At 73.3% G+C, this 24,586-nt stretch carries 19 protein-coding genes; 13 read left to right on the forward strand and 6 right to left on the reverse strand.

The window, feature by feature from the left end; translation table 11 throughout:
• Positions 1 to 53 precede the first annotated feature (53 nt).
• Positions 54 to 971 (forward strand): S1 family peptidase, encoded by a 918-nt coding sequence (locus SNE206_RS22900; RefSeq protein ID WP_407915351.1) that lies wholly within the window; start codon positions 54 to 56, stop codon positions 969 to 971.
• 149 nt (positions 972 to 1,120) lie between these two features.
• Here the strand turns inward: SNE206_RS22900 and SNE206_RS22905 are convergent, their stop codons facing one another.
• Positions 1,121 to 1,351, reverse strand: coding sequence for a hypothetical protein (locus SNE206_RS22905; protein ID WP_407915352.1), 231 nt, complete (start codon positions 1,349 to 1,351; stop codon positions 1,121 to 1,123).
• Between the two features lie 495 nt (positions 1,352 to 1,846).
• On the opposite strand from SNE206_RS22905, the gene SNE206_RS22910 reads away from it, so the two are divergent.
• The 3 genes from SNE206_RS22910 to SNE206_RS22920 all read left to right on the forward strand — a co-directional run bounded on the left by SNE206_RS22910 (position 1,847) and on the right by SNE206_RS22920 (position 6,469).
• Positions 1,847 to 3,955, forward strand: a complete 2,109-nt coding sequence (locus SNE206_RS22910; RefSeq protein ID WP_407915353.1) for a type IIA DNA topoisomerase subunit B — start codon at positions 1,847 to 1,849, stop codon at positions 3,953 to 3,955.
• Between the two features lie 385 nt (positions 3,956 to 4,340).
• Positions 4,341 to 4,838, forward strand: coding sequence for a DUF485 domain-containing protein (locus SNE206_RS22915; protein ID WP_407915354.1), 498 nt, complete (start codon positions 4,341 to 4,343; stop codon positions 4,836 to 4,838).
• Positions 4,835 to 6,469, forward strand: coding sequence for a cation acetate symporter (locus SNE206_RS22920; protein ID WP_407915355.1), 1,635 nt, complete (start codon positions 4,835 to 4,837; stop codon positions 6,467 to 6,469). The genes SNE206_RS22915 and SNE206_RS22920 overlap by 4 nt, the downstream gene beginning before the upstream one ends.
• A gap of 30 nt (positions 6,470 to 6,499) precedes the next feature.
• Here SNE206_RS22920 and SNE206_RS22925 read toward each other — a convergent pair whose 3' ends face one another.
• The 3 genes from SNE206_RS22925 to SNE206_RS22935 all read right to left on the reverse strand — a co-directional run bounded on the left by SNE206_RS22925 (position 6,500) and on the right by SNE206_RS22935 (position 10,759).
• The gene (locus tag SNE206_RS22925; protein WP_407915356.1) at positions 6,500 to 6,892 is read right to left on the reverse strand and encodes a hypothetical protein; all 393 of its coding nucleotides are present in this window, start codon (positions 6,890 to 6,892) and stop codon (positions 6,500 to 6,502) included.
• 332 nt (positions 6,893 to 7,224) lie between these two features.
• Complete coding sequence (locus tag SNE206_RS22930; RefSeq protein WP_407915357.1) at positions 7,225 to 8,124, reverse strand: sucrase ferredoxin; 900 nt, start codon at positions 8,122 to 8,124, stop codon at positions 7,225 to 7,227.
• Between the two features lie 175 nt (positions 8,125 to 8,299).
• Complete coding sequence (locus tag SNE206_RS22935) at positions 8,300 to 10,759, reverse strand: DNA topoisomerase (ATP-hydrolyzing) subunit A (RefSeq protein ID WP_407915358.1); 2,460 nt, start codon at positions 10,757 to 10,759, stop codon at positions 8,300 to 8,302.
• A 380-nt stretch (positions 10,760 to 11,139) separates the two neighbouring features.
• Between SNE206_RS22935 and SNE206_RS22940 the strand changes: the two genes are divergently transcribed.
• The 3 genes from SNE206_RS22940 (at position 11,140) to SNE206_RS22950 (ending at position 15,571) form a co-directional block, all read left to right on the forward strand.
• Complete coding sequence (locus tag SNE206_RS22940) at positions 11,140 to 12,486, forward strand: M16 family metallopeptidase (RefSeq protein WP_407915359.1); 1,347 nt, start codon at positions 11,140 to 11,142, stop codon at positions 12,484 to 12,486.
• Positions 12,483 to 13,868: a M16 family metallopeptidase gene (locus SNE206_RS22945; protein WP_407915360.1), complete on the forward strand. Its 1,386-nt coding sequence runs from the start codon at positions 12,483 to 12,485 to the stop codon at positions 13,866 to 13,868. The genes SNE206_RS22940 and SNE206_RS22945 overlap by 4 nt, the downstream gene beginning before the upstream one ends.
• Before the next feature lie 509 nt (positions 13,869 to 14,377).
• A complete protein-coding gene (locus tag SNE206_RS22950; protein ID WP_407915361.1) occupies positions 14,378 to 15,571 on the forward strand; it encodes an RtcB family protein in 1,194 nt (397 codons plus the stop codon).
• Between the two features lie 2 nt (positions 15,572 to 15,573).
• Here SNE206_RS22950 and SNE206_RS22955 read toward each other — a convergent pair whose 3' ends face one another.
• A complete protein-coding gene (locus SNE206_RS22955; RefSeq protein ID WP_407915362.1) occupies positions 15,574 to 16,395 on the reverse strand; it encodes an LAGLIDADG family homing endonuclease in 822 nt (273 codons plus the stop codon).
• Positions 16,396 to 16,540: 145 nt separating this feature from the next.
• Between SNE206_RS22955 and SNE206_RS22960 the strand changes: the two genes are divergently transcribed.
• Entirely contained in the window at positions 16,541 to 17,461 is a 921-nt protein-coding gene (locus SNE206_RS22960; RefSeq protein ID WP_407915363.1) for a glutaminase, read from the forward strand.
• Between the two features lie 218 nt (positions 17,462 to 17,679).
• Here the strand turns inward: SNE206_RS22960 and SNE206_RS22965 are convergent, their stop codons facing one another.
• Positions 17,680 to 17,958 (reverse strand): HPr family phosphocarrier protein, encoded by a 279-nt coding sequence (locus tag SNE206_RS22965; protein ID WP_407915364.1) that lies wholly within the window; start codon positions 17,956 to 17,958, stop codon positions 17,680 to 17,682.
• Positions 17,959 to 18,182: 224 nt separating this feature from the next.
• Here SNE206_RS22965 and SNE206_RS22970 point away from each other — a divergent pair, with 224 nt between their 5' ends.
• From SNE206_RS22970 to SNE206_RS22990, 5 genes are all read left to right on the forward strand, one after another.
• Entirely contained in the window at positions 18,183 to 20,975 is a 2,793-nt protein-coding gene (locus SNE206_RS22970; RefSeq protein ID WP_407915365.1) for a GNAT family N-acetyltransferase, read from the forward strand.
• Positions 20,976 to 21,086: 111 nt separating this feature from the next.
• Positions 21,087 to 21,677 (forward strand): DUF5998 family protein, encoded by a 591-nt coding sequence (locus SNE206_RS22975; protein WP_405011304.1) that lies wholly within the window; start codon positions 21,087 to 21,089, stop codon positions 21,675 to 21,677.
• Positions 21,678 to 21,692: 15 nt separating this feature from the next.
• Complete coding sequence (locus SNE206_RS22980) at positions 21,693 to 22,850, forward strand: alkaline phosphatase family protein (RefSeq protein WP_407915366.1); 1,158 nt, start codon at positions 21,693 to 21,695, stop codon at positions 22,848 to 22,850.
• Between the two features lie 57 nt (positions 22,851 to 22,907).
• Positions 22,908 to 23,564 carry a thymidine kinase gene (locus tag SNE206_RS22985; protein ID WP_407915367.1) on the forward strand — a complete coding sequence of 219 codons (657 nt, stop codon included), beginning with the start codon at positions 22,908 to 22,910 and terminating at the stop codon, positions 23,562 to 23,564.
• A gap of 58 nt (positions 23,565 to 23,622) precedes the next feature.
• Positions 23,623 to 24,480 (forward strand): sulfurtransferase, encoded by an 858-nt coding sequence (locus tag SNE206_RS22990; RefSeq protein ID WP_407915368.1) that lies wholly within the window; start codon positions 23,623 to 23,625, stop codon positions 24,478 to 24,480.
• The last annotated feature ends 106 nt before the right edge of the window (positions 24,481 to 24,586 follow it).

A 24,586-nucleotide genomic window follows, 5' to 3' on the forward strand; every position in this document is an offset into this window, starting at 1 on the left:
GGCTTGACTACGCTGTGGCGGTTGTCTGTCGTCGAGCCACGCTTGGAGACCCGGTGTTCTCCCTGGATGCCTCCGCCCTCCCGCTCCGCACCCCCGAACCCGGTGCGCGCGCCCGGCCCGCAGCCGGGGCCGGGCGTCGTCCCGGCCGCCCCCGCGGCCGCCGGGCGGTGACCCTGGCCCTGCTCGCCGTGCTGCCGGCCTCGGCGGCGCTCGGTGCGGCCGGCCCCGCCCAGGCGCAGCGGCGGATCGTCGGCGGCGCCGCGGTCGCCGACGCCGACCACGGATGGATGGTCGCCCTCGCCAGCCGCCAGCAGTTCGGGGGTGCCCGCTCCGGGCAGTTCTGCGGCGGGGTGCTGGTGTCGCCGACGAAGGTGGTCACGGCCGCGCACTGCTTCTACGACGAGCGCACCGGCCGCCGGGTGGACCGCCCGGGGCTGCAGGCCGTGGTCGGCCGTGACGATCTGCGCACGCGTGACGGCAGGGAGGTGGCGGTGCGCACCGTGTGGATCCACCCCGCGTACGACTTCGCGCACAACCTGCGGGATGTGGCGGTGCTCACACTGGCGGAGCCGCAGACGCAGCACCCGGTGATCGGGCTGGTCGGCCAGGGCGAGTCCGAGCCCTACGCGGCGGGGACGGGCGCGCTGGTGTACGGCTGGGGCGACACCCGGGGCAACGGGAGCTACTCCCCGACGCTGCGCTCGGTGGAGGTGCCGGTCGTCGCCGACGAAGCGTGCGCGCGCGCCTACCCTGCGGGAGGCGACAGTCCGTACGACGCCCGCGTGATGGTGTGCGCCGGCGCCGAGAGCGGCGGCAGGGACGCGTGCCAGGGCGACAGCGGCGGCCCGCTGGTCGTCGGCGGACGCCTGGCCGGCCTGGTCTCCTGGGGGACGGGCTGCGCGGAGGCGGCCCACCCCGGGGTGTACACGCGGATCGCCGCCGTGAGCGACGATGTGCGTTCCGTGCTCTGACGGTCACTGTCCGACGTGGTGTCAGAACGTGTCCGCAGCCTCACGGATGGCGAGCGTCCCGGTACGGCAGAGGCCGGACAGCAGGTCTGTCGATCTGCTGCCCGGCCTCACGGCCTGGGCCGGAACGGCTCGTCGGGCGAGGGCCTGGGTCAGCGCTCGTCGGGTTCGGCCGTGGCGGGCGTCGTGGTCAGGCGACCCGTCTCGTCCTGTATCTCCACGGCAATCTTCTTGAGCTCGGGCTCGAACTTCCGCCCGTGGTGGGCGCAGAACAGAAGTTCACCGCCGCTGGCGAGGACGATGCGCAGGTAGGCCTGGGCTCCGCAACGGTCGCAGCGGTCAGCCGCGGTGAGCGGGCTCGCAGGGGTCAGAACAGTAGTCACGTCGCCTCTTCTCTAGCTCGACGAGCTGTCGTACCAGGGTCAACATCCAACCAGGACGATTTCGTTCCCGCTCGTGGCTTTTCTTCTCTGAGGATTCTGCTGTGTTGATGAGGAGGTGCCCCGGGGACCGGTGGTTCATGCGTACCGATTCCCGCGACGGATCACAGCCCTCGAACGCCCGATCGAAGCGATGTCCGAGGTCCGCGTAGCATAATCCTCTGCTGGGTTGGAGCATAAGCCCCGTCCCGAGCACCGGTAGCCTGCATCGCAGCAGCTCCGCCGCCTGAGCCGGGTGCCACGGTCCGCCAGGAGCCGTGGTGGCAGGTGGAAATGGCGCCCCGGCGTCCGGCGGCGAGGCCATGGTCGTGTTCGCGCAGCGCGTACAGGCTGCGATGGCCGTCACGACCCCGCGTCTCGCCCAGTGAGAGCACGCCGGGGGCAACGGACGGTCCGAGCAGACGAGTCAGAGAACTTCATTGAGGAGTGCAACGCCGCATGAGTGCCGAATCAGTGCCGTCCGCCCTGCTGGCGAAAGACGACGGTTCCAACTACACCGCTCGGCACCTCCTCGTCCTGGAGGGCCTGGAGGCCGTCCGCAAGCGCCCCGGGATGTACATCGGGTCGACGGACAGCCGCGGCCTGATGCACTGCCTGTGGGAGATCATCGACAACGCGGTCGACGAGGCCCTCGGCAACTACTGCGACCGGATCGAGGTCTTCCTCCGCGAGGACGGCTCGGTCGAGGTCCGCGACAACGGCCGCGGCATCCCGGTCGACGTGGAGCCCAAGACGGGCCTGTCGGGCGTCGAGGTCGTCATGACCAAGCTGCACGCCGGCGGCAAGTTCGGCGGAGGTTCCTACGCCGCCTCCGGCGGCCTGCACGGTGTCGGCGCCTCCGTCGTCAACGCGCTCTCCGCCCGCCTGGACGTCGAGGTCGACCGCAGCGGCCACACCCACGCCATCAGCTTCCGCCGGGGCACCCCCGGCATCTTCACCGAGCTCAGCCCCGACGCGCCGTTCGAGGCGGGCAGCGGCATGACCAGGAAGGGCAAGGCGCCGCGCGGCCGCACCGGCACCCGCATCCGCTACTGGGCCGACCGGCAGATCTTCCTCAAGGACGCCAAGCTCTCGCTGGAGAGCCTGCACGCCCGCGCCCGGCAGACCGCCTTCCTCGTGCCCGGCCTCACCATCATCGTCCGTGACGAGCGCCTGGCGGAGAGCGAGGGCGTCGACGAGAAGACCTTCCGCTTCGACGGGGGCATCGCCGAGTTCTGCGACTTCCTCGCCCCGGACAAGCCGATCTGCGACGTCGTCCGGCTGCACGGCGACGGCACCTTCAAGGAGACCGTCCCCGTCCTCGACGAGCTCGGGCACATGACGCCGACCGAGGTCACCCGTGACCTCGGCGTGGACATCGCCCTGCGCTGGGGCGCCGGCTACGACACCACGCTGCGCTCCTTCGTCAACATCATCGCCACCCCCAAGGGCGGCACCCACGTCTCGGGCTTCGAGCGCTCGCTCGCCAAGACCGTCAACGAGGTGCTGCGCAGCGCGAAGCTCCTGCGCGTCGCCGAGGACGACATCACCAAGGACGACGCCCTGGAGGGCCTCACCGCGGTCGTCACGGTGCGCCTGGCCGAGCCGCAGTTCGAAGGGCAGACCAAGGAGGTGCTCGGCACCTCCGCGGCCAACCGGATCGTCGCCGGCGTCGTCGCCAAGGAGCTGAAGGCGTTCCTCACGTCCGCGAAGAAGGACGAGAAGGTGCAGGCCAGGTCCGTCCTGGAGAAGGTCGTCGCGGCCGCCCGCACCCGGGTCGCCGCGCGCCAGCACAAGGAGGCGCAGCGCCGGAAGACGGCGCTGGAGACCTCGTCGCTGCCCGCGAAGCTCGCCGACTGCCGCAGCGACGACGTCGAGCGCAGCGAACTCTTCATCGTCGAGGGCGACTCCGCGCTCGGCACCGCCAAGCTCGCCCGCAACTCGGAGTTCCAGGCGCTGCTGCCGATCCGCGGCAAGATCCTCAACGTGCAGAAGGCCTCGGTGGCCGACATGCTCAAGAACGCCGAGTGCGCCTCGATCATCCAGGTGATAGGAGCCGGCTCCGGACGCACCTTCGACATCGACCAGGCCCGCTACGGCCGCGTCATCTTCATGGCCGACGCCGACGTCGACGGGTCGCACATCCGCTGCCTGCTGCTGACCCTCTTCCAGCGCTACATGCGTCCGATGGTCGAGCAGGGACGGGTGTTCGCCGCGGTGCCCCCGCTGCACCGCCTCGAACTCACCAACCCCAAGCGCGGCCAGGACAAGTACCACTACACCTACTCGGACGGGGAGCTCCGCCGCACGGTGCTGGAGTTCCAGTCGAAGGGGCAGCGCTGGAAGGAGCCGATCCAGCGGTACAAGGGCCTCGGCGAGATGGACGCCGACCAGCTGGCCGAGACCACGATGGATCCGCGCCACCGCATCCTGCGCCGGATCAACCTCGGTGACCTGGACGCCGCCGAGCGCACGTTCGACCTGCTGATGGGCAACGACGTCGCCCCCCGCAAGGAGTTCATCGTGGACTCCGCCGCCACGCTGGACCGTTCGCGCATCGACGCCTGAGCGTCGCCCGTCCCGGGGCCCTCCACCCTGCGGGTGGAGGGCCCCGGTGCGTGCCGGTGCGTGCCGAGGCGGTGTCGGTGCGTGCCGGTGCGTGCCGAGGCGGTGTCGGTACGTGCCGGGGCGGCGTCGCGGGGCCGGCCGCCGACGGGTGCCGGGGCTCGCCGGTAGGTCGATCGGACCGGTGGGAGAAGGATTTTGACGCCTGGTCAGGATCCGCTGACACCCGAACGGCTCCTTCCGTCATCAGTTCGAGTGAACGTATCTGCGCTGATTGGCGGACGGGCCGTTCCGGGTTCCATGCTGGACGGGTCAGCGCGACCGGAATCCTCGACTCCGGCCCGTCGAGTCGGCGTGCACCCGCGCACGTCCCCGTCCAGGAGTGTCCGTGGTGCTGCAGGAGAGGTTCGACTGGTGGGCCGGGCGGTCGACGGGCCGCTCCACGGCGCGGGCGGCCAGGGTACCCGCGCAGCCCGCCCCTGCTGCCCCTGCTGCCACGGTGGAGCCGACGTCGGCGACAGCCGGGGCCTCCGCGTCGTCCGCGGACCCGGTTGTCGGGCGGAGCCCGGCGGACGCGGCCGAGGTGTACCGCGCGGTGCAGGCGAGCGAGGCCTTCGCGGAGATCCGCCGCGGCTACCGCGGGTTCGTGGTTCCGGCCACCGCCGCGTTCCTCGGCTGGTACCTGCTGTACGTCCTCGCGCTGGCCGCCGCACCCGGTCTGATGCGCCATCGGGTGGCCGGGCCCCTGAACATCGCCTGGCTGCTCGGCCTCGGGCAGTTCGCCGTGGTGTTCCTGCTGACCTGGCTCTACGCCCGCAACGCGCGCACCCGGCGCGACCGCGCCGCCCTGGAGCTGCGCTGGGACACCCAGGACCAGCTCCGGTGAAGGGGCTCACCGTGCTCGCGGCCGGGGCCGCCCCGGAGGCCCACCACGGCCTGGCCGTCACGCTCTTCGCCGTCATCGTGCTCGTCACCCTCGGCATCACGCTCTGGGCCGGCCGCCGCGGCCGCGCCGCCGAGGACTTCTACGCCGGCGGCCGCGACTTCAGCCCGCTGCAGAACGGTCTCGCCCTCACCGGCGACTACCTCTCGGCCGCGTCGTTCCTCGGCGTGACCGGCCTGATCGCCCTGTACGGCTACGACGGCGTGCTCTACAGCATCGGCTTCCTGGTCGCCTGGCTGGTCGTGCTGATGCTGGTGGCCGAGCTGGTCCGCAACGCCGGCCGCTACACCCTGGCCGACGTGCCGGCCCTGCGGATGCGCGCCCGCCCGGTGCGGGCGGCGGCCGGGACCGCGGGCGTGGCGGTCTCGCTGCTCTACCTGATCGCGCAGATGGTCGGTGCGGGCAGTCTCGTCGCCCTGCTCCTCGGGACGGGGGACGGGCCGGCCAAGGCCTGGACGATCGTCGCGGTCGGCGGCCTGATGATCGTCTACGTGACGGTCGGCGGCATGCGCGCCACCACCTGGATCCAGATCGTCAAGGCCGTGCTGCTGGTGGCTGGTTCGGTCCTGCTCACGGTGCTCGTCCTGGTCCGCTTCCACGGCGACCTCGGGGCGCTGATGCAGGCCGCCGCCGACCGCAGCGGCGCGGGGCGCGCCTACCTGGAGCCCGGGCTGAAGTACGGCGAGGGCCTGACCAGCAGGCTGGACTTCGTGAGCCTCGGCCTGGCCCTCGTGCTCGGCACGGCCGGTCTGCCGCACATCGTCTGCCGGTTCTACACTGTGCCCACGGCCCGGGCGGCCCGCCGCTCCACGATCTGGGCGATCGGCCTGGTCGGCGGGTTCTACCTGATGGCGGTCGTGCTGGGGCTGGGGGCGGCGGCGCTCGTCGGCTCGTCCGCCGTGCGGAGTGCCAACCCGGCGGGCAACACCGCCGTCCCGCTGCTCGCCGCGGAGCTCGGCGGCGGCACGGGCACCACCCGCGGGGTGCTCCTGTTCGCGCTGATCTCGGCGATCGCCTTCGCCACCATCCTCGCCGTGGTCGCCGGGCTGACCCTGGCCGCGTCCGCCGCCTTCGCGCACGACCTGTACGCACGTGCCTGGCGGCGCGAGGGCCGGCCGGAGGTGACGGAGCGCCAGGAGGTGCTGGCAGCCCGGGTCTCCGCGGTGGTGATCGGTGGGCTGGCGATCGTCCTGAGCCTGTTCGCGCAGCGGCTGAACGTGGCGTTCCTGGTCGGTCTGGCGTTCGCGGTGGCGGCCTCGGCGAACCTGCCGACCCTGCTGTACAGCCTGTTCTGGCGCCGGTTCACCACCCGCGGGGCGGTCTGGGCGGTCTACGGCGGGCTCCTGCCGGCCCTCCTGCTGGTGGTCTTCTCCCCGGTGGTGTCCGGCTCGCCGACCGCACTGATGCCCGGGGTCGACTTCCACTGGTTCCCGCTGGAGAACCCCGGCCTGGTCTCGGTGCCGGCGGGATTCCTGGCCGGCTGGATCGGCACCGTCACCTCGCGGGAGCCGGCGGACCCGGACCGGTACGCCGAGATGGAGGTCCGCTCGCTCACCGGGGCCGGAGCCGTCTAGCCGCCCGGCCCGGCCCCGGTGGTCGCGCCGTCAGAACGTACAGCTGGTGGTGTGGAGTTCGGGCCGGCCGACCGGGCCGCCGGTGGCGCACACCATGGTGCGGTAGTCGGTGCGGACCGCCGGGGTCGTCAGGGCGAGCGGGCCGGTGGCGATCAGCGAGGAGGCGGCGACCGTCTCCCACGGTCGGCCCCAGGCCCGTTGGATCCTCACCTCCACCGTCAGCAGGCCCGGCCGCGAGGGGTCGCCCGCGTCGAGCCGGGCGGCGCCCACCACGCCGGTGCCGCTGGGTTGCTGCCAGACGCACGGCCGGACGGCCGGCGACGGGCAGGCCGCTCCGGGCGACGCGGCAGAGGCGTCGCCCACGGGCGCTATGGCGAGGATCGCTGCTGTGATGGAAGTCAAGCCTGCGATACGGGACATCATGGCGCTGTTCTCCTTTGAATCAGAGCCTTGGTCGGATGAGTGCGACTATGTCATGCTCGCGACAAAAAAGCCACCCTGTGTATCCGCATGGCGACCGAACGTCAGAGTGGGTCGTGCCGTCGGAGGGAGACGCCGCGCCTGCCGGGCCCTATGGCCGCCGGGCCTGATGGCTGCGGGGTCCGATGGCCGCCGGGCCTGATGGCTGCGGGGTCCGATGGCCGCTGGGCCTGATGGCTGCGGGGCCCGATGGCTGTGGGGCCCGACGACCACCGGCTCCTGGGCGGCGCCGGGCCGTCGAGCAGCGGGCCGTCGAGCAGCCGGCCGCCGGGCCGTCAGAGCGGGCGGACCGCACCCGCGATCATCACGGACGGCGTACCCGCCGCCTTGCCGCAGCTCTCCGGGCGGGGCGGCGACGCCGTCCCCTCCGTGACCGGCACCTCCCAGCGGCGCCCGTCCGCATGGCCGACCTCCACCGTCCAGCCGTCCGCCCCGCGGAGCTCCTGGCGGACCGTCAGCGCATCGGCGGCCGTCTCCCCGTACGCCAGCCGCACCGCGTGCTCCGCGGCCTGCCCCGGCCGCCCCCAGCACGAACGGCCCCGGGAGAACTCCGGCACCGTGTGCCCCGACGCCGTCGACGCCAGCACCTCCTTGGCGCCCGCCCCCGACAGCCGCCCGTACGCGTAGCCGTACGGCAGCACCAGCATCGTCGGCGAGAACCGGTGGCCGCCCAGGTGCGTCACCTCCCAGACCTCGCTGTGCCCGGACGCGGCCAGTTCCAGGGCCAGCGGGCGTCCCAGCAGCGCGCAGCAGCGGTCCCGGCGGCCGTTGGTGCACACCAGGGCCACCGGCCCGCCCGTGTGCGCCGCGCCCAGCCCGCCGTGCTCGCCCGCGCCCAGTGCGGCGAAGTCCAGAGCCAGCAGTTCCGCCGGTGACCCGACCGTCAGCCGCCGCACCCAGGACCGGCCCGGCACGGTGTGCGCGACGAGCACGTCATGACGGGCCCCCACCGCCTCCGCGTGCCGCCCCGGGCGCCGGATCAGCGCCACCCGCACACCGGTACCGGCCGAGGCGGCGTCCAGCGCCCGCCCGACCTCCGTGTCCAGGTGGCTCTCCGTGAGGGCCTTCGCGCCCCACGGGCCGGACTGCTCGACCAGGAGCCAGGTCGTCGCGGTGGCCGCGGTGGCCGCCAGCGGCTCGGTCAGTTCACGCGACAGTGTCGTGCAGGTGCTCACCCAGGGAAGCCTACCCTTCACAGCGAGCACGGACCTGGCAGCGAGCGCCCGGCCGCCCCCGGATTGGTGCCCGCAGGTCGCTGCGTGCGGTCTGCCGTCTGCGGCCTGCCGCCTGCCGCCGCACGACGACGGAGGGGGCGCCGGGATCCGGCACCCCCTCCGTCCGTCCGCAGGGCTACGCGCGCCCGCCGACCACCGCGATCTTCGCCGTCACCGGCGTACCCGACCCGTCCCGGCGCGGATCACGCTCCGGCAGCTCCACCGGCACACCCGCCGCCGTCGCCGCCAGCGCCGGCACCGTACCCGCCCACGCGAACGTCAGACCGTCCTCGCCGCGCAGGAAGCGCTGGCAGCGGACACCGCCCGTCGCCCGGCCCTTGCGCGGATACTGCTCGAACGGCGTCAGCTTCCACGAGGTGTGCTCACCGCCCGCCAGCGTGCCCGACGCCGTCGCCACCGACAGCACCACCGCGTCCGCCGCCGGATCCACCGCCGTGAACGACAGCACCCGCGCCCCGTCCGACAGCTTGATGCCCGCCATGCCACCCGCCGGACGGCCCTGCGGCCGCACCTGCCCCGCCGGGTACCGCAGCAGCTGGGCGTCGGACGCGATGAACACCAGGTCCTCCTCGCCCGTCCGCAGCTCCACGGCGCCGACCACCTCGTCGCCCTCCCGGAGGGCGATCACCTCGAACTCGTCCTTGTTCGCCGGCCACTCCGGCACGACCCGCTTCACCACGCCCTGCAGCGTGCCCAGCGCCAGGCCGGGCGACGACTCGTCGAGCGTCGTCAGCGCCAGCACCCGCTCCCCGGTCTCCAGCCGCAGGAACTCCGACACCGCCGCGCCGCCCGCCATCGTCGCCGCGCCACCCGGCGGCAGCTGCGGAAGGTCGATCACCGGCAGCCGCAGCACCCGGCCCGCCGACGTCACCACGCCCACGTCCGCACGCGCCGTCGCCGGCACCGCCGACATCAGCACGTCGTGCTTCGCCCGCCGCGTCCCCGCGTCCTCGTCCTCCGCCGGACCGCCGTCCGCCGTCCGCGCCAGCAGGCCCGTCGACGACAGCAGCACGCGGCACGGATCGTCCGCCACCTCCAGCGGCACCGACAGCGCCGCAGTCGGCACCGCCCCCGCCTCCAGCAGGACCGTCCGCCGCTCCGTACCGAACTGCTTCGACACGGCGGCCAGTTCACCCGACACGACGGAACGCAGCCGGGTGTCCGACTCCAGGATCTCCGTCAGCCCGGCGATCTCCGCGTTCAGCTTCCGCTGCTCGTCCTCCAGCTCCACCCGGTCGAACCGGGTGAGCCGCCGCAACGGCGTGTCCAGGATGTACGCCGTCTGGATCTCCGACAGCGAGAAGCGCTCGACCAGCCGCTCCTTCGCCTGCGCCGCGTTGTCGCTCGACCGGATGAGGGCGATGACCTCGTCGATGTCGACCAGCGCCACCAGCAGGCCCTCGACCAGGTGCAGCCGCTCCTCCCGCTTGCGCCGCCGGAAGTCGCTGCGCCGCCGCACCACCTCGAAGCGGTGGTCGACGTACACCTCCAGCAGCTCCTTCAGGCCCAGCGTCAGCGGCTGCCCGTCGACCAGCGCCACGTTGTTGATGCCGAAGGTCTCCTCCAGCGGCGTCAGCTTGAACAGCTGCTCCAGCAGCGCCTCCGGCACGAAGCCGTTCTTCACCTCGATGACCAGGCGCAGGCCGTGCTCACGGTCCGTCAGGTCCTTGACGTCGGCGATGCCCTGGAGCTTCTTCGCGTTGACCAGGTCCTTGATCTTCGCGATCACCTTCTCCGGGCCGACGCTGTACGGCAGCTCGGTGACGACGATGCCCTTGCGGCGCGCCGTCACGCTCTCGATCGAGGTCGCCGCACGGATCTTGAACGTGCCGCGGCCGTTCTCGTACGCGTCCCGGATGCCCGACAGCCCGACGATCCGGCCGCCCGTCGGCAGGTCCGGGCCGGGGATGAAACGCATCAGCGTGTCGAGGTCCGCACCCGGGTGCTTGATCAGGTGCCGGGCCGCCGCCACCACCTCGGTCAGGTTGTGCGGGGGCATGTTCGTCGCCATGCCGACGGCGATCCCCGCCGCGCCGTTGACCAGCAGGTTCGGGAACGCCGACGGCAGGACCGTCGGCTCCTGCTCACTGCCGTCGTAGTTCGGACCGAAGTCGACGGTGTCCTCGTGGATCGACTCCACCATCGACATCGACGCCGCCGTCAGCCGCGACTCCGTGTACCGCATCGCCGCCGGCGGGTCGTCGTTGCCCAGCGAACCGAAGTTCCCGTGGCCGTCGATCAGCGGAAGCCGCATCGAGAACGGCTGCGCCATGCGGACCACGGAGTCGTAGATCGACGCGTCCCCGTGCGGGTGCAGCCGGCCCATCACCTCACCGACCAGGCGCGCACACTTCACGTGCCCGCGCTCCGGGCGCAGGCCCATCTCGTTGGCCTGGTAGAGGATCCGGCGGTGCACCGGCTTCAGGCCGTCCCGCGCGTCCGGCAGCGCACGGGAGTAGATGACCGAATACGCGTACTCGAGGAACGAACCCTGCATCTCGTCCACCACATCGACATCGAGGATGCGCTCCTCGAAATCACCGGGCGGCGGAGTGGGCGAACTGCGGCGGGCCATCGCGGCGGGGCTCCTTGCGTATCGGGTGTGCGGCTGACGGGCGGCATCGACGCCGTGACAGTCGAACCGGTGACAACTGCGTCGAACCTTACGGGGGCACGGCGCCCCCCATTGTGGACCCTCCCACCCACAATGCCGCCCACCCCCGCCCCCCTACCGCCCAGTCGGAACCCCGCACCTGCCTCCCGGAACCCCGTACCGCCCGCCGCCGCCCCCACCACGGCCTCCACCGCCGCTTCCACCACCACGTCCGCCGCCACTTCCGCCAGCGGCGAACGCCCACCACGCGCGGACACATCCCGGCCTCCCACGCGTTGCACCACAATGGGGAACGCACACCGCCCCCGACCTGCAGTCGACCAGGGAAGGACCCACAGCGCATGGCCAACCCGGCCCCCGCCTCCGACCGAGGCCTCGCCATCACCGAACACCGCCTGGCCAACGGCCTGCGCGTGGTGCTCTCCGAGGACCACCTCACCCCGGTCACCGCCGTCTGCCTCTGGTACGACGTCGGCTCGCGCCACGAGGTCAAGGGCCGCACCGGTCTGGCCCACCTCTTCGAGCACCTGATGTTCCAGGGATCCGCCAACGTCTCCAACAACGGGCACTTCGAGCTCGTCCAAGGCGCCGGCGGCTCCCTCAACGGCACCACCAGCTTCGAGCGCACCAACTACTTCGAGACCATGCCCGCCCACCAGTTGGAGCTCGCGCTCTGGCTGGAGGCCGACCGCATGGGCTCGCTGCTCACCGCACTCGACGACGCGTCCATGGAGAACCAGCGCGACGTCGTCAAGAACGAACGCCGCCAGCGCTACGACAACGTGCCCTACGGCACCGCGTTCGAGAAGCTCACCGCCCTCTCCTTCCCCGACGGGCACCCCTACCACCACACGCCCATCGGCTCGATGGCCGACCTCGACGCCGCCACCCTCGAAGACGCCCGCGCCTTCTTCCGCACCTACTACGCGCCCAACAACGCGGTGCTCGCCATCGTCGGCGACCTCGACCCCGAGCAGACCATCGCCTGGGTCGAGAAGTACTTCGGCACCATCCCCGCCCACGACGGCAAGCAGCCCCCGCGCGACGGCACCCTCCCCGACACCGTCGGCCGCGAGATCCGCGAGACCGTCGAGGAGGACGTCCCCTCCCGCGCCCTCATGGCCGCCTACCGCCTCCCGCACGACGGCACCCGCGAGGCCGACGCGGCCGACCTCGCCCTCACCATCCTCGGCTCCGGCGAATCCAGCCGCCTCTACAACCGGCTGGTCCGCCGCGACCGCACCGCCGTCACCGCCGGCTTCGGCCTGCTGCGCCTCGCCGGCGCCCCCTCCCTCGGCTGGCTCGACGTGAAGACCTCCGGCGAAGCCGGCATCGACAGCATCGACACCGCCGTCGACGAGGAACTCGCCCGCTTCGCCGCCGAAGGCCCCACGCCCGAAGAACTCGAACGCGCCCAGGCCCAGATCGAACGCGAATGGCTCGACCGGCTCACCACCGTCGCCGGCCGCGCCGACGAACTCTGCCGCTACGCCGTGCTCTTCGGCGACCCGGCGCTCCTCAACACCGCCCTGCCCAAGGTCCTCGACGTCACCGCCGAAGAGGTCCGCGCCGTCGCCGCAGCCCGCCTGCGCCCCGACAACCGCGCCGTGCTCGTGTACGAGCTCACCACCCCGGCACCCGACGCCGACACCGAGGACGACCAGACCGAGCAGGAGACGGCCGCATGACCACCGAATCCGCCATGACCTTCCACCCCCGGCCGACCGCCGGCACCCCCGCCCCGTGGGCGTTCCCCGCCCCCGAGCGGCTCACCCTCGCCAACGGCATCACCGTGCTGCACTGCCACCGGCCCGGCCAGCAGCTCGTCGCCGTCGACCTCGTGCTCGACGCCCCCCTCGCCGCCGAACCCGCCGGGCTCGACGGCGTCGCCAACATCCTCGCCCGCGCCTTCAACGAGGGCACCGACACCCTCACCGCCGAGGAGTTCGCCGGCGAACTCGAACGCGCCGGCGCCACCCTCGACGCCCACGCCGACCACCCCGCCATCCGCGTCTCCCTGGAGGTCCCCGCCTCCCGCCTCGAACGCGGACTCACCCTCCTCGCCGACGCCCTGCGCGCACCCGCCCTCCCCGAGGACGAGATCGAACGCCTGGTCGCCAACCGCCTCGACGAGATCACCCACGAACTCGCCAACCCGGCCCGCCGCGCCGCCAAGGCCCTCTACGCCGCCCTCTTCGACGGCGCCGACCGGCTCTCCCGCCCCCGCAGCGGCACCGCCGAGACCGTCCGCACCATCGACCGGGCCGCCGTCCAGGCCTTCTACCAGGCCCACATCCGGCCGGCCACCACCACCGCCGTCGTCGTCGGCGACCTCACCGGCCACGACCTCGCCGCACTCCTCGAAGGCACCCTCGGCCGCTGGACCGCCGACACCGCGCCGCCCGCCGTCCACGCACCCGTCACCGCGGACGACAAGGGCCGCGTGATCATCGTCGACCGCCCCGGCTCCGTCCAGACCCAGCTCCTCGTCGGCCGCATCGGCCCGGACCGCCACGACCCCTCCTGGGCCGCCCAGATCCTCGGCACCTACTGCCTCGGCGGCACCCTCACCTCCCGCCTCGACCGCGTCCTGCGCGAGGAGAAGGGCTACACGTACGGCGTCCGCGCGTTCGCCCAGCCGCTGCGCTCCGCCGCCGACGGCTCCGGCCGCGCGCTGCTCGCCATCAGCGGCTCCGTCGACACCCCGTCCACCGCCCCGGCCCTCGCCGACACCTGGACGATCCTGCGGACCCTCGCCGCCGAGGGCCTCACCGACTCCGAGCGCGACGAGGCCGTCCAGTTCCTCGTCGGGGTCGCCCCGCTCAAGTACGAGACGGCCGGGTCCGTCGCGGGCACCCTCGCCGACCAGGTCGAGCAGTACCTGCCCGACGACTTCCAGGCCGAGTTCTACCGCCGGCTCGCCGCCCTCGGCGCCGAGGCCGCCACCGAGGCCGTGGTCGGCGCCTTCCCGCCGGACCGCCTCGTCACGGTGCTCGTCGGCGACGCCTCCGTCATCGCCGACGACGTCCGTGACCTCGGCATCGGCGAGGTCACCGTCGTCTCCAACTGACGGCACCCGGCGCCGGCACCACCCGGCACCGGCACCGCACCACCAGGCACCGGCACCACCAGGCGCCAGTACCACCCGGGCCCGGCCGAGCACCCGCTCGGCCGGGCCCGCGGCCGTCCCGGCGCCGGCCCGGGCTGAACCACTCCGACGACGGCCTGCGCCACCTGCCGGACGGGCGGTGCCGGGCAGGCTTCCCGCCCGGCGCACCGCCCCGGGGAGACGCCCGAAACTCCGTTGCGGCGGCCTGCCCGCGCATGGCTAGATGTCTTCCGGCACCGGCGGACACACGCTTGCCACACCCGGGCAACAGAGCGGAAGGAGGCGGTCACCATGCGGGTCGAGCCCTTGTACCGGCGCTCCCCGAGGCCGTCCTCGCGACCGTCCTCCGCCTGTCCGACCGCCTGAGCGGTCCCTCCCGCCCCACCAGGACTTCCCCGAGCCGCACCGGGCCCCTTCGCGCGGCATCACACCTACGCTGGAACCAGCCGACCCGTGGAGGTCGAACCACCATGACATACACCGAGGTACCCGGCGTCCGCGTCCCGATCCGGATGTGGACCGACCCCGCCACCGTCGAGGGTCAGGCCATGCAGCAGCTGCGCAACATCAGCACCCTGCCGTGGCTGCACGGCCTCGCCGTCATGCCCGACGTGCACCTGGGCAAGGGCGCCACCGTCGGTTCCGTCATCGCCATGAACGGCGCCGTCTGCCCGGCCGCGGTCGGCGTGGACATCGGCTGCGGCATGACCGCCGTCAAGACCTCGCTCACCGCGAAGGACCTGCCGGACGACCTCTCCCGGCTGCGCTCGAAGATCGAGCAGGTCATCCCGGTCGGCCGCGGCATGCACAGCGACCCGGTCGACCCGGGCAAGCTGCACGGCTTCGCCACCGCACGCTGGGACGACTTCTGGGACCGCTTCGACGGCATCGCGTCCGAGGTCCGGTGGCGGCGCGAGCGGGCGGCGCAGCAGATGGGCACGCTGGGATCCGGAAATCACTTCGTGGAGGTGTGCGTCGACAGCACCGGTGCGGTCTGGCTGATGCTGCACTCCGGTTCGCGCAACATCGGCAAGGAACTCGCCGAGCACCACATGGGCGTGGCCCGCTCGCTGCCGCACAACCAGGGACTGATCGACCGCGACCTCGCGGTGTTCATCGCGGACACGCCGCAGATGAACGCCTACCGTCAGGACCTGTTCTGGGCGCAGGAGTACGCCAAGCACAACCGCGCGATGATGATGGCGCTGTTCCAGGACGTCGTCCGCCGGGAGTTCCCGAAGGCGAAGGTCGCGTTCGAGCAGATGATCAGCTGCCACCACAACTACGTGGCGGAGGAGCGGTACGACGGCGTCGACCTGCTCGTCACCCGCAAGGGGGCGATCCGGGCCGGTTCGGGCGACTACGGCATCATCCCGGGTTCGATGGGCACCGGTTCGTACATCGTCCGCGGCCTCGGCAATGACGCCGCGTTCAACTCGGCCTCGCACGGCGCCGGCCGGAAGATGAGCCGCACCGCGGCGAAGAAGCGGTTCACCACGCGCGACCTCGTCGAGCAGACGGCAGGCGTGGAGTGCCGCAAGGACGCCGGTGTGGTCGACGAGATCCCGGGCGCGTACAAGTCGATCGAGAAGGTGATGGACCAGCAGAAGGACCTCGTCGAGGTGGTCGCCCACCTCAAGCAGGTCGTCTGCGTGAAGGGCTGACCTCAGGCCGGGGCGCGCAGTCGGCGTGCCCCGGCCTCTGCGCGCCCGAGCAGCCGCCGCCGGCGCATGGTGCAACTCCTGACCGTGCGGCCCAGGTCGGCGGCTGCCGCCGCAGCGCTCACGGCGGTGAGCAGCAGACCGTCCTCGGCGGCGGTCCACGACCGCCTGGTGACCTTCCTCATCCCGGCCGGACGGATCCAGCTCACCACCCGCTCGGAGGTGTGCGCCTTGCGGGGGAGGGCCAGGCAGCCGGGGTAGTAGAGGTCGCCGGCCAGGGCTACCGCGTCCTCGTTGGTGAACATGGCGTTGAACACCCCGTCACGCCGGTTGCGGTTCACGGTCCTGCCCGCCCCACCGGTCAGGCGCTGCGTGTAGGCGAGGAAGAACCCCACCAGTGCTTCGCTCGCCGTGGTGAAGGCCACGAACGGGAGATCCTGCGCCGCGCGTCCGAGTGAGCCGTCGGCGTCGACGAGGCCTCTGAGATAGTCGCGCTCGGCATGCGGGCGTCGTGGCGGCGCGACGACGGCGGACTTCCGCCCTGCCGGCATGCCCAGTTCCTCCAGGGTCCGGCGGAACTCCAGCGTGTAGGCGGACCAGACCACGGCGCTGTGCTGCGGGGAGAAGTTGGTGGCGCGGGTGCGGTAGCGAAGGGTGCTCCGGCAGGGGCAGAGCCGCTGGAATGCCTCCAGGAGGGGTGCGTCCCCGGCGGAGAGCTCGACAGTGACCCGCCCCCGGTTCCGGGTGTCCCGTGACAGGTGTCCGTCGGCCTGCAGGAAGCCGAACATGTAGGCGTGGTCGGGGTTTTCGAGGTCGAAGCCGTTCATGCCGCCACTCTGCGGCGGAATTCGTCCCGGCGCGGGCGGTTCGTCGGCGGATCATCCGATGGTGTGGATGTCCTCAAGTCGAAATGTCCGTTTCCCCGTTGCCGGGCCTGGACAGGGCGGACCCGCCGGCCGCCGACCGGTCACAATGGCCCGCGTGGATTACCAGGTGCTGCTGCAGGACGCGATGGAGACCGCCCGACGGGAGCCGGCCCGGGGGAAGCCGGCCGACTACATCCCGGCGCTGGCCGCGGCCGACCCCGAGGCGTTCGGGATGGCGATCGCCACGGTCGACGGCGAGGTGTTCGGTGCGGGGGCGTGGCAGCAGGCCTTCTCCGTCCAGTCGGTGTCGAAGCTCTTCACCCTGGCGCTGGCGCTCGCCGAGGGCGGGGAGGGACTGTGGCGGGGCGTCGGGCGGGAGCCGTCCGGCAATCCGTTCAACTCGCTGGTGCAGCTGGAGTCGGAGCACGGAATCCCGCGCAACCCGTTCATCAACGCGGGTGCGCTGGTGGTGACGGACCGGCTGCTGGAGCTGACGGGCGACGCGGTCGGCGCGGTACGGGAGTTCCTGCGCCGCGAGTCGGGCAACGACGCGGTCGTGACGGACGACGCGGTGGCGGCCTCGGAGGCCCGCCACGGGCACCGGAACGCGGCGATGGCGCATTTCATGGCGAGTTACGGCAACCTGCGCAACCCGGTCGACAGCGTGCTCGCGCACTACTACGCGCACTGCGCGATCTCGGCGAGCTGCCGTGATCTCGCGCTGGCGGGCCTGTTCCTGGCCCGGCACGGCCTGCGGACGGACGGCTCGCGGCTGCTGAGCCGCAGCGAGGCGAAGCGGATCAACGCGGTGCTGCTGACCTGCGGCACGTACGACGCGGCGGGCGAGTTCGCGTACCGCGTCGGGCTGCCCGGCAAGAGCGGGGTCGGTGGCGGGGTGCTGGCGGTGCTGCCGGGCCGCGGCGCGGTGTGCGTGTGGAGCCCTGGCCTGGACGCCGCGGGCAACTCGGTGCTGGGCGTGGCGGCGCTGGACGCCCTGACGACGGCGACCGGCTGGTCGGTGTTCTGACGGGCGCCCGCGCCCCTGCCGCCCGTACCCCTGCCGCCCGCACTCCCTCCGTCCGCGTCCCCGTGGCCCGTGCTCCCGTCGGCCACGGGCCGGATCATGCCGAAGGGGTGCACCGCCCACCGCGGTGCACCCCTTCGGGCCGTTCAGCTCGCCTGCCGGACCTGCCGGACCTGCCGGACCTGCCGGACCTGCCGGACCTGCCGTGCCTGTGGGGCTTCTCAGGCCTCGGGCAGTGCGTCGAGGCCGTCCTGGACGAGCCGGGCGAGGCGGTCGAGGGCCTCGTCGGCGCCGTCGGCCTCGGAGGCGAGGACGACGGTGTCGCCGCCGGCTGCGCCGAGGGCGAGCAGGCCGAGCATGGAGCCGGCGTTGACGGGGGTGCCGCCGTCCTTGGCGATGGTGACGGGCACGCCCGTGGAGGTTACGGCGCGGACGAAGATCGAGGCGGGACGGGCGTGCAGGCCTTCGGCCCAACCGACGGTGACGCGGCGCTCTGCCATGGGACGTGCCTTTCGGTGGTGCTGGGTGGTGCAAGTTGTCTAGACCAGTGTCGCACGACGTGGCCGGTCCGCCGCACGGCGCCGCGGCCCCTCCACCGCACGGCGCCGCGCCCCTCCGCGAGGCGTCCGCGCAGGCGGTGCGCCCGCGACCTCTTCACCCTCGCCCGTCCCCGGGGTGCCTGCCATGCGGCTCGCCGCCCGCCGTCCCGGATAACCTGGCGACTGTGGACGACTCCGCGGCGCTACCGCGCACCGACGAGGCCGGCGCGCACGGCTACCCCCAGCACTGGGAGGCCGACGTCGTGCTGCGCGACGGCGGCACGGCCCGGATCCGGCCGATCACCCCCGCCGACGCCGACCGGCTCGTCGCGTTCTACGGCCAGGTCTCCGACCAGTCGAAGTACTTCCGCTTCTTCGCCCCGTACCCGCGGCTGTCCGACCGGGACGTCCGGCGCTTCACCCACCACGACTACGTGAACCGGGTCGGCCTGGCCGTCGTCGTCCGCGACCACTTCATCGCCACCGTCCGCTACGACCGGATCGACGCCGACGGGCGGCCCTCGGAGACCGGCACCGACGCCGAGGTGGCCTTCCTCGTCCAGGACGCCCACCAGGGCCGCGGCGTGGCCTCCGCCCTGCTGGAGCACATCGCGGCGGTCGCCCAGGAGCGCGGCATCCGCAGGTTCACGGCGGAGGTGCTGCCGGAGAACCGCAAGATGGTGAAGGTCTTTACCGATGCCGGCTACACCCAGCGGCGCAGCTTCGCCGACGGTGTCGTGCACCTGGAGTTCGACCTGGAGCCGACCGCGGCCTCGCTGGCGGTGATGCGGGCCCGCGAGCACCGTGCCGAGGCGCGCTCGGTGCAGCGGCTGCTGACGCCGCGGTCGGTCGCGGTGGTCGGTGTCTCGCGCAACCCGCAGTCGGTGGGCCGCAGTCTGCTGCGCAGCCTCGCGGGGTTCCGGGGCCCGGTGTACGCGGTGAACCGGGGTGCTCCGGCGGGCACGGTGCTCGACGGGGTGCCGACGCACGGTTCGCTGCTGGACATCCCGGGGCCGGTCGATCTCGCGCTGATCGCGGTGCCGGAGTCCGCGGTGCCGTCGGTGGTCGCGGACTGCGGTGCGCACGGGGTGCAGGGTCTGGTGGTGCTGACCGCCGGGTACGCGGAGACCGGGCCGGACGGCCGGGACCGGCAGCGGGCGCTGGTGCGGCAGGCCCGGGCGGCGGGGATGCGGGTGATCGGCCCGAACGCGTTCGGGCTGATCGGCACCGATCCGGAGCAGCCGCTGAACGCCTCGCTGGCGCCGGTGCTGCCGGACCGCGGCCCGTTCGGCGTGTTCTGCCAGTCGGGTGCGATCGGGGTGGCCCTGCTGGAGGCCGCGCGGCGCCGGGGGCTCGGGGTGTCGTCGTTCGCCTCGGTGGGCAACCGGGGGGACGTCTCCGGCAACGACCTGCTGCAGTACTGGGAGGAGGACGACGCGACCGAGGTCGTCCTGCTGTACCTGGAGTCGTTCGGCAATCCCCGCAAGTTCACCCGGATCGCCCGGCGCCTGGCCGCGGCGAAGCCGATCGTCGTGGTGAAGGGCGCCCGGCACACGGGGAGCCTGCCGCCGGGGCACGCCGTCCAGCCGGCCTCCAGCCGGCTGCGGGACGCGACCGTCGACGCGCTGTTCCAGCAGGCGGGGGTGGTGCGGGTGGAGACCATCACCGATCTCTTCGACACCGGCGAGCTGCTGGCCGGGCAGCCGCTGCCGGCCGGTGACCGGGTCGCGGTGGTGGGCAACTCCGACTCGCTGGGGCTGCTCACGCACGACGCCTGTCTGGGCAGCGGGCTCCGTCCGCGGACGCCCGTCGACCTGACGACCGCGGCGACCGGGGAGAACTTCCGGATCGCGCTGGACGTCGCGCTGCTCGACCCGTCCGTCGACGCGGTGATCGCGGTGGCCATCCCGCCGATCGGCAGCCACGGTGCGGCGCTGCCCGACCCGGACCTCGCCGAGGACGACGCGGACGTCGCCGCGGCCCTGCTGGACGCCGGGGCGCGTGCCCGCGAGGTCGGGAAGCCGCTGCTCCTGACGCACCTCGCGCTCACGGATCTCGCGGACCGGCTCCGCGCCGGCCGGATCCCGGCGTACCCGGCGCCGGAGCGCGCGGTGCACGCCCTCGCCAACGCCGTGCGCTACGCGGACTGGCGCCGCAGCAGCGCGGAGGCGGAGCGGACGGCGCGGGTGCCGGAGCTGGAGGGCGTGTCGGAGAGCCGGGCCCGGGCCCTGGTCGAGGCCGCGCTGAACACCCGTCAGGCGGTCGCGGCCCGTACCCAGCCCGGGGGTGCCCGGATCACCCTGCCCGAGGCGGACGCCGCGACGCTGCTCGGCTGCTACGGCATCGAGGTGCGGCCGGTCCTGCCCGCCCCGGACGAGGAGGGCGCGGTGCGGGCGGCGGCCGCGCTGGGCTACCCGGTCGCGCTCAAGGCGACCGCCGACCACCTCCGGCACCGGCCCGACCTGGGCAGCGTGCGGCTGGACCTGACCGGCGAGGAGGGGCTGCGCCGTGCCCACCGCGAGCTTGACGCCCTGCTCGGCGGTGCGGCCGGGGCCCGGCTGGTCGTGCAGCAGCTGGCCCCGCGTGGCGTCGACACCGTGATCGCGGCGAGCGTCGACCCGGCGGTCGGCACGATCCTCAGTTTCGGCCTGGCGGGGGCCCCGGCGGAGCTGCTCGGCGACCTCGCGCACCGGCTGGTCCCGGCGACCGACCAGGACGTCGCCGCGCTGATCCGGGAGGTGCGGGCGGCTCCGCTGCTGTTCGGCTGGCGCGGTGCCGACCCGGTCGACACGGATGCCCTGGAGGACGTGCTGCTGCGGGTGTCGCGCCTGGTCGACGACCTGCCGGAGGTGGCCTCGGTCGACCTCGAACCGGTGGTGGTGGCACCGCACGGGCTCGCGGTGCTCGGGGCCACCGTGCGGATCGCGCCGCTGCCGGTGCGCACCGACCTGGGACCGCGGGCCATGAGCAGCCTGTAACCTTGCTTGGCTGCGCCGGACGGCGGCGCGCCACACGCCCGCTCGACGGGGCCTCCGGAAGCTCGGCGCAGTGCCGCCCGCTTCGTCGGCGGGACATGCCAGGATGGAGACATGGCCAAGACCGGTACCACCACCACGCAGGACCTGCGTTCCGCGATCGAGCGCAGCGGCTACTACCCGGCCCTGGTGTCCGAGGCCGTGGAAGCCGCGGTGGGCCCCGAGCCGATCACCTCCTACCTGGTGCACCAGGAGACGACCTTCGACGCGAACGAGGTCCGCCGGCACGTGACCGTGCTGGTGCTGACCGCCTCGCGGTTCGTGGTCAGCCACACCGACGAGCAGAACGGCGACGCGGCGACGCCGGTGCCGTACGCGACGACGTCGACGGAGAGCGTGCGGCTCGACCGGATCACCTCGGTGGTGCTGAGCCGCATGGTGGCGAACCCGGAGACGTACACGCCGGGCACGCTGCCGCGCGAGGTCGTGCTGACGATCGGCTGGGGTGCGGTGCAGCGTCTCGATCTGGAGCCGGCGGGCTGTTCGGACCCGAACTGCGACGCCGATCACGGCTACACGGGTTCGGCGACCGCGGACGACCTGTCGCTGCGGGTCAGCGAGGCGGGTGACGGGCCGGAGACGGTCGCGCAGGCGCTGGTGTTCGCGCGCGCGCTGTCCGAGGCGACCACCTCGGCCGGGGTCTGAGGGCCGCCGCGCCGCATGCTGGGTTACGACGCCTTCGAGATCCTCGACCCTTCCGACGCCCCGGTCCCGGCCTACGGCTGCGGATCCCTGGCCGATCTGCTGCCCGCGGTGGCGGCGGGCCTCGGCGTGCCCGGTTTCGAGAGCGGGCTGCTGCTGGAGCCGGCGGACCGGGTCTGTGTCTTCCTGGTCGACGGCATGGGCTGGGAGCTGATCCGCCGGCACCCGGAGTACGCGCCGTTCCTGACGTCGCTGACGGCGGGCGCGCGTCCGATCACGGCGGGTTTCCCGTCGACGACGGCGACCTCGCTGGCGTCGGTGGGCACCGGTCTCACGCCCGGTGTGCACGGGCTGGCCGGGTACACGGTGCGGATCCCCGGCCGGGCGCAGCTGATGAACCAGTTGCGCTGGCAGCCGCCGGTGCCGCCGCGCGAGTGGCAGCCGTACCCGACGGTGTTCGAGCGGGTGGACGCGGCGGGCGTGGCGACGGCGCAGGTGTCGTCGCCGCTGTTCGCGCAGACGCCGCTGACGCAGGTGGCGCTGTCGGGCGGTACGTTCCTCGGCCGGACGACGGGTGAGGAGCGGATGGATCTGGCGGCCCGCTGGCTGGGTGAGCACGACCGGGCGCTGGTCTACACGTACGTGAGCGAGCTCGACGGTGCGGGGCACCGGTTCGGGGTCGACTCGGACGAGTGGCGGATGACGTTGAACACGGTGGACCGGCTGGTGAAGCGGCTCGCGGAGCAGTTGCCGCCGCGGTCGGCGCTGTACGTCACGGCCGACCACGGCATGATCGACATCGCGCCGGAGGACCGGGTGGACTTCGACGAGGACTGGGAGCTGTCGGCCGGTGTCGCGCTGCTCGGCGGCGAGGGCCGGGCCCGGCACGTGTACGCGGTGCCGGGTGCCGCGGCCGACGTGTTCACGGTGTGGAGCGAGGTGCTCGGCGACCGCATGTGGGTGGCCACCCGTGACCAGGCCGTCGCGGCGGGCTGGTTCGGCCCCGTGGTCGACGACCGGGTCTACGACCGGATCGGCGACGTGGTGGCGGCGGCCCGTGACGACATCGCGGTGACGGCCTCGCGTTCCGAGCCCGGTGAGTCCTCGATGATCGGGCTGCACGGCTCGATGACCGCGGTCGAGCAGCTCGTGCCGCTGCTCGACGTCCGTACCTGATCCGTTCCGGCACCGAACCCGCCCCGACCGTCCGTCCGAAAGGTCCTCGTCCCACCCATGGCTGAACTGGTCTTCTTCTCGGGCACGATGGACTGCGGCAAGTCGACGCTGGCGCTCCAGATGGACCACAACCACGCGGCGCGCGGTCGGCAGGGCATCATCTTCACCCGCCACGACCGTGCCGGTACGGCGACGATCTCCAGCCGGCTCGGTCTGCGGGCCGACGCGGTGGAGGTCGCCGACGACTTCGACTTCCAGGCGCACGTGGTGCACCTGCTGTCGGCGGGCGGCAAGGCCGACTACCTGATCTGCGACGAGGCCCAGTTCTTCTCCGCCGGGCAGATCGACCAGCTGGCCCGGGTCGTCGACGAACTCGGGATCGACGTCTACACGTTCGGCATCACGACGGACTTCCGCACCCGGCTGTTCCCCGGTTCGCAGCGCCTGATCGAGCTGGCCGACCGGGTGGAGGTGCTGCAGGTGGAGGCGTTGTGCTGGTGCGGGGCGCGGGCCACGCACAACGCGCGGACGGTGGGCGGGGTGATGGTCGTCGAGGGGGCGCAGGTCGTCGTCGGCGACGTCGCCGTCTCGGAGGACCAGATCGGGTACGAGGTGCTGTGCCGGCGCCACCACCGGCGGCGGCTGACGGCGGCGACGGCCCGCGCGTCGGTGCTCTCCCCGGACGTGCTGCCGTTCGGCGACCAGTCGGCCTGATCGGGCCGGGGCGGGCAATCCGCTGACCGGAGCGGTGGCAGGCGCAAGAATGGCGGGCATGACGTCTTCCGGTGCCCTCTCACCCCTGATCTCCGTCGACGGGCTCGCCGCCGCGCTCGCCGGCCCGCGACCGCCCGTCCTGCTCGACGTCCGCTGGCAGCTGGGCGGTCCGCCCGGTGCGGGGGAGTACGCCGCCGGGCACCTGCCGGGTGCCCATTACATCGACCTCGACGCCGAGCTGGCCGCGGCGCCGGGCGCGGCGGGCCGCCATCCGCTGCCCGACCCGGAGGTGTTCGGTGCGGCCCTGCGCCGGGCCGGTGTGACGGCGGACCGTCCGGTGGTGGTGTACGACGCGGGGCCGGCGATGTCGGCGGCCCGGGCCTGGTGGCTGCTGCGCTGGGCGGGGCACGGTGACGTCCGGGTGCTGGACGGGGGGCTGGCCGCGTGGCGGGCGGCCGGGCTGGCCGATTCGGTCGAGCCGGCGGCGCACGCCGAGGGCGACTTCAAGCCGGTGCCGGGGCAGGTGCGGACGGTGGACGCCGACGGTGCGGCGGAGCTGGCGCGGACGGGGCTGCTGCTGGACGCCCGGGCGGGCGAGCGGTACCGCGGCGAGGTGGAGCCGGTCGATCCGCGGGCCGGGCACATCCCGGGGGCGGTGTCGGCGCCGACCGGCGACAACGTCGGTCCGGACGGCCGGTTCCGCAGTGCGGGGGAGCTGGCCGACCGGTTCGCCGCGCTCGGCGCGGGCGGTGGCCGGGAGACGGCGGTGTACTGCGGTTCCGGGGTGACGGCCGCGCACGAGCTGCTGGCGCTGGAGGTGGCGGGGATCGGCGGCGTGGCGCTGTATCCGGGGTCGTGGAGCGAGTGGTCGGGTGACGCGTCGCGTCCGGCGGCCACCGGGGAGCTTCCCGGCTGACGGGCCGGGCCCGGTACGTGCGGAGGGGGGGCCCCCCGGCGGGGGGGCGCCCCCCCCCCCGGGGGGGGGGCCCCCCGCCGCGTATTGCGGGGGGCGCCCCAGACGA

It is taken from the genome of Kitasatospora sp. NE20-6 (genome assembly GCF_045862635.1).